At 70.0% G+C, this 4,716-nt stretch carries 4 protein-coding genes; all 4 read right to left on the minus strand.

The genetic code is table 11. The annotated features are described in order from the left end of the window. Positions 1–280 precede the first annotated feature (280 nt). Complete coding sequence (purM, locus tag VFE28_08150) at positions 281–1,291, minus strand: phosphoribosylformylglycinamidine cyclo-ligase (GenBank protein ID HZM15957.1); 1,011 nt, start codon at positions 1,289–1,291, stop codon at positions 281–283. An 82-nt stretch (positions 1,292–1,373) separates the two neighbouring features. Then, a complete protein-coding gene (locus VFE28_08155) occupies positions 1,374–2,159 on the minus strand; it encodes a hypothetical protein (GenBank protein ID HZM15958.1) in 786 nt (261 codons plus the stop codon). A 121-nt stretch (positions 2,160–2,280) separates the two neighbouring features. Next, positions 2,281–3,222: a PfkB family carbohydrate kinase gene (locus tag VFE28_08160; protein ID HZM15959.1), complete on the minus strand. Its 942-nt coding sequence runs from the start codon at positions 3,220–3,222 to the stop codon at positions 2,281–2,283. A 10-nt stretch (positions 3,223–3,232) separates the two neighbouring features. After that, a partial coding sequence (argS, locus tag VFE28_08165) for an arginine--tRNA ligase (protein HZM15960.1) occupies positions 3,233–4,716 on the minus strand: 1,484 nt, incomplete at its 5' end.

A 4,716-nucleotide genomic window follows, 5' to 3' on the forward strand; every position in this document is an offset into this window, starting at 1 on the left:
CAACTCGAATCTGGCGCCACGGGTGGTCGTGCAGTCGGGAGCAGTTCAGGGAACGAGGGGGCCATGGCAGGGTTCGTACCAAGAAGGAGAGACAAGGGCTGCGAGGCGCGCGCTGCGCGCTGGCTGGCGAGAACGGCTCGGCGTGCCGGGGCGCGCCGTGCTCCCGCCACACCCGCCCTCCCGGAACGGCGCGGGCCGGAGCGGCGTTGATCCGTGGCGGTGCAGGGGTTCGGCGCGAGTGCACGGCGGACGAGCAGGCCGGCGTCGACGCCGGCGCCCTTCAGTCGCGGAAACGAACGCGACGCGGTCCGGCCACGATGGTGCCGAGCCGCCGGGCACCGCGCGTGGCGCCGGCGAAGGCCGGCGCTTCGGCGGCGGGAAGGATCGCGATCATCCCGATCCCCACATTGAAGACGCGGCGCATCTCCTCCCAGGGGACGCGGCCCAGACGCTGGATCAGGGCGAAGAGAGGCGGGATCTCCCAGCTGGTGGGATCGATCTCCGCCTCGCAGCCCTCGGGCAGGACGCGAGGGATGTTGTCGTCGAAGCCGCCGCCGGTGAGGTGGACGAGAGCATGCAGGCGATTCTCCAGCAGCAGCGGCCAGAGCTCGTGGAAGTAGGAACGATGCGGCGCCAGCAGCGCCTCGCCCAGGGTGCTCTCGAGTCCCGCCGGCCGGGCGTCGAGAGCGAGACCCGCCTCCTCCAGCAACACCCGCCGCGCCAGCGAGTAGCCGTTCGTGTGCAAGCCACTGGAAGGCAGCCCCCAGATCTCGTCGCCCGGCTGCACGCGGCTCCCGTCCAGGAGCCGCTCGCGTTCGACGACGCCGACGATGCAACCGACCACGTCGTAGTCACCGCCGGCGTAAGTGCCCGGCATCTCCGCCGTCTCGCCGCCGATGAGGGCGCAGTCGTGGGCCCGGCAGGCGCGGGTCATGCCCTCGATGATCTCGAGCACCGCCGCTTCTTCCAACCGGGAAGCCCCGATGTAGTCGAGGAAGAAGAGCGCCCGCCCGCCCTGCACCAGGATGTCGTTCACCGAATGGTGCACGATGTCTTCGCCGAGTCCGGACCAGCGCCGGGCGAGCGAGGCGATGCGCGTCTTGGTGCCCACACCGTCGATGCTGCTCACGAGCACGGGGTCGCGCCCGAGAGCCGAGGCGGCGTAGAGACCGCCGAAGGCACCGATCTCCGACAACACCTGCGGTCCCCACGTCGCCGGGGCGAGGCGGGCGATGCCGCGGACAATGCGGGCAGCGCGGTCGATGTCGACGCCAGCCTCGCGGTAACGCACGGGAAACCTCCGGACGGCACCCTAGAGACGGGGGGGAAAGGCGTCAAGGGAGGCGGCGGAACGGCTGTCGCCGCGGCAACGATCAGTCGATCTGGTAGTCCAGGGGCGGCGCGGCGAGGATGCGACCGAGACGGCGGTTCAGGCTGTCGAGGACGGCATAGGCCCCGGCGCGCCCCACGTCATCGCTGATGCGGGCCGCACCGGTCTGCAGCCTTTCCTCGCGGCCCCAGCTCTCTTGCACCACCACGCCCACGAGCTCGACACCGCCGACGACGACACGGCGGAAACCGGCGAGCCGCAGCGTGACACGCCCGTGACAGATCCTCTCGACCGCGTCGAGACAAGCCTGCGCCAGGAGTTCCGGCGTCTCCCCGGCCCCATGTCCCTGGGCCTCGCCGCGCACCGTCAGGGCAGCGAGGGCCAGCTCCACCTGGGCGGTGCTGCGGCTTTCGCTCACCTGGAGACCGTAGGCGACGAGCCGGAGCCTGCCCTCGCTTTCCAAGGGCTCGACCGCCAGCGCCGACGCCGCTTCCGGCACGGCTTCGAACTCGGGCACCGTCTCGGGCACGACCTCGAGCTCCGGCAGCGTCTCGGGCGCGAGGTCAGGCCCCGCCAGCGGCTCGACCTCCGGCAGGGGCTGCTCCCCCGCTCCTGGCAGAACCACCACGTGCACTTGATCGTCGAGGACGTCCAGGCCTGCTTGCGCCCCGAGAACGGTGATGACGTCGGCGAGGACCGCCTGGGGATTGCTCCCGGGAGCGGCAGTCACCAGCACGGCCACCGGCTGGCCGCTCTCGTCGGCACGGATGCGGCAGCCCGTGACCTGCGGCAACCGGCGCAGGAGCGCCTCGGCTCTCGAGATGGACACGATGGAATCCGCGCTGATGGAACGTTGTGACGAGGGCGCACCCTGATTGTGCACCTCTCATGGTAGCAGAGGGGCGAAAACGCTCACAACTCGCGCCTGCTCGCAGGCGATGGCGGAGTCGTTACTTCCGCCCCATCTCGTGCAGCGAATCGGCGGGGCCGAATTGGGTGAGAAGGCGCAGGCTGCGCAGGCGCGGTTCGATGTCCTCGGGACGCGCCGCGAGCAGACCCTGCATGCCGAAGTCTTGCACCGCGAAGCTCGCCATCACGGTGCCGCAGGCGATGGCATGGCGCAGCGCCAGACCGAGAGGCTCCGGGCTGGCCGCCAAGTGCCCCAGCAGCCCGCCGGCGAAGGCGTCCCCCGCCCCGGTGGGATCGCGCACCTCTTCGAGGGGAAGCGCCGGGCTGGCGAACATGCCGTCCTCGCGCACCATCAAGGCGCCGTGCTCGCCTTTCTTGATCACCACCGTGTGCGGGCCGAGCGCGAGCAAGCGCCGTCCGGCGCGCACCAGATTCGCCTCCCCCGCCAGCTGGCGCGCCTCGGCGTCGTTGACGATGAGGAGGTGCACGCTCTGCAACACCGCGAGGAGGGCGTCACGGGCGTTCTCGATCCACAGGTTCATGGTGTCCAAGGCCACGAAGCGCGGCTTCTCCACCTGTTGCAGCACCTCGGCCTGCAGGTCTGGATGGATGTTGCCGAGAAAAACGAAGGGAGAGTCTCGAAACGCCGTCGGCACCTTGGGGTGGAAACCTTCGAAGACATTGAGCTGGGTGAAGAGGGTTTCCCGCGTGTTCAGGTCGAAGCCATAGGCGCCGCCCCAGCGAAAGGTCCGTCCCGGTGCCACCTCGACACCGCTGGTGTCGATGCCCCGCTGGCGGAGCGTTTCCAGGTACTGGGAATCGAGATCCGTGCCCACCACGGCCACCATACGCACTGGGGCGAAGCACTGCGCCGCCAGGGCGAAGAAGGCGGCGGAGCCGCCGAAGGACTCGCGCACGGCGCCGAAGGGGGTGCGGATGTCGTCGAGCGCCACGGAGCCGACCACGAGGATGGGTTGTGCCAATGCGGACCCCTTACATCGTGGTGGGCGCGGCGATCGACATGAGCCCGAGCGCCGAAGCGAGCACGCGCCGGGTGGCGTGACAGAGAGCCAGGCGCGCCAGGGCGAGCTCCCGATCTTCCTGGATGACGCGGTGATCATGATAAAACTTGTGGAAGGCTCGCGCCACCTCCTCGCAGTACGTGCTCAGGCGGTGGGGCTCCCGCGCCGCTGCCGCCCGCTGCACCAGGTCGCCGTAGTCGAGCAGCAGCTTGAGCAAGGCCTGCTCGGCCTCCGTCTCCAGCCGCCCGAGCGCCGTCGCTTCCGGGGCCGGATCCTCGGACCCTGCCGGACCGAGCTCGTCGGCGAGGAACCTTTCGGGAACTCGCAAGCGCAAACCGGCGGCGGCGGCCTTGCGCAGTACGCTGCAGATGCGGGCATGGGCGTATTGCACGTAATACACCGGGTTCTCGTCGCTCTTCTTCCGCGCCAGATCCAGATCGAAATCCAGGTGCGCGCTCTGCTGGCGCATGAGGAAGAAGTACTTGGCCACGTCGGCGCCGACGTCCGCCATCAGGTCGGCGAGGGTGACGATCTGACCGGCGCGCTTCGACATCACCACGCTCTCCCCAGCGTCGAAGAGCCGCACCATCTGGACGATGATCACTTCGAGCCAGTCCGGCGGGTAGCCCAGCGCCCGCGCCAGGGCCTGCATGCGCGCCACGTGCCCGTGATGGTCCGGTCCCCAGACATCGACCACCGGATGGAAGCCGCGCTCGTGCTTGTCCCGGTGATAGGCGGCGTCGGCGAGGAAATAGGTCGGCGTGCCGTCGGAACGCACCAGCACCCGGTCCTTGTCGTCACCCCAGGTGGTGCTGCGGAAGAAGACGGCGCCGTCCTGCGCGTAGGTGTGCCCGCTCGCTTCCAAGAGCCGGCGGGTCTCCGCCACCGCGCCCGAGGCGTGCAGCTCGCTCTCGCGGAACCAGCGTTCGAAGCGCACCCCGAAGCGCTCCAGGTCGGCCTGCTGCGCCGCCAACAGGTGCTCGACGGCGAAGGCGGCGCAGGCCGACTGCGAGGCCGCGACCGGCAAAGCGAGGGCCGCCGTCGCCGCCGCCGCCGGCATGGCGGCGGCAAGCTCGCCCACGTAATCGCCGTGGTAACCGTCGGCAGGGAAATCCGCCGCTTCGCCGCGCCGCTCCAGTAAACGGGCGCGCACCGAAGCTCCCAGGAGTTCCACCTGACGTCCGGCGTCGTTGACGTAGAACTCGCAGTGCACCTCGGCACCGCAGAAGCGCAGCATCGCCGCCAGCGTGCTGCCGTAAGCGGCGGCGCGGGCGCTCACCACGTTGAGCGGGCCGGTAGGATTGGCGCTGACGAACTCGAGCTGCAGGCGGACGCCCGCCGCGGTGCGGCTCTGCCCGTAGTGTTCCCCCGCTTCCAGGAGCCGGCGCAGCGCCTCGTGCAGCGAGCCCGCGTGCAGACGGAAGTTGATGAACCCGGGCCCGGCGAGGCTGACCT

Source organism: Candidatus Krumholzibacteriia bacterium (assembly GCA_035649275.1).
Classification (GTDB): domain Bacteria; phylum Krumholzibacteriota; class Krumholzibacteriia.